Here is a 769-nt window from a genome sequence, read left to right on the forward strand (position 1 = left end):
GCCTCCGCCCAGCGTTTCAGCAATGGCATGTCACGCTCATCCTCCACGACCACGTTGTTCGGCTCGCCGGTGTGGCGTCGGTCGATCATGATATTCCCGGTAATCACCAGGCCGGTGCCGCCCTGGGCCCAGCGGCCGTACAGCCGTTCCAGTTTCGGGGTTACATGGTTGTCGATGGTGCCGAGTGCTTCGCTCATGGCCGATTTGCCGAAACGGTTGGGCAGGGTGATTCCGCAGGGCAATGCCAGGGTCTGGCCGAGAATATCAGCGTGGTTCACAGTGTCTCCTCCGATGGCGACGAACAGTGGCGACAAGAAATGCCGCAACGATATAGTTTGATGAGGATCAAACTATAAGTTAGTTTTATGACCGTCAAACTATTTTCCCGGGAGGTGCCGGTTTTGGCACAGAAAGACACTGTGACGGCGGAGCAGCTTGCTGCAGCCTTTCGTGCGCTGTCCAACCCCAATCGGTTGCGCATATACCAGGTAATTGTGGATCACTGTCGCCAGCATGGTCAGGCGGATCTGGCCAAGGTGCCTGCCGGCTGTGCGTTTGGGGATTTTATGCAGCGGCTCAATATTGGCGCACCGACAGTGTCCCACCATGTTCGGGAGCTGTCGGAGGCGGGGCTGATCCGTGTGGAGCGTGAAGGGCGCCGCCGCTTCTGCCATGCGGAGCCAATGATGCAGGAACGGTTGGCACACTTTTTTGAAATGTAATTAACACCGAATACAGGGGCAGGGAATGACAGCGGATCAATGGGCGC

At 57.5% G+C, this 769-nt stretch carries 1 protein-coding gene and 1 pseudogene; one reads left to right on the forward strand and one right to left on the reverse strand.

The genetic code is table 11. The features are described from left to right. A pseudogene (locus tag A3730_RS29055) lies at window positions 1-278 on the reverse strand (NADH oxidase); the annotation flags it as partial. A gap of 87 nt (window positions 279-365) precedes the next feature. Here A3730_RS29055 and A3730_RS29060 point away from each other — a divergent pair. Next, window positions 366-722, forward strand: coding sequence for a helix-turn-helix transcriptional regulator (locus A3730_RS29060; protein ID WP_007150890.1), 357 nt, complete (start codon window positions 366-368; stop codon window positions 720-722). The last annotated feature ends 47 nt before the right edge of the window (window positions 723-769 follow it).

This window comes from Alcanivorax sp. HI0044 (assembly GCF_001634945.1).

Excerpts from the sequence above, each read along its gene's own strand:
- A3730_RS29060 (WP_007150890.1), top strand. The coding sequence starts at position 366 with ATGACCGTCAAACTATTTTCCCGGGAGGTGCCGGTTTTGGCACAGAAA.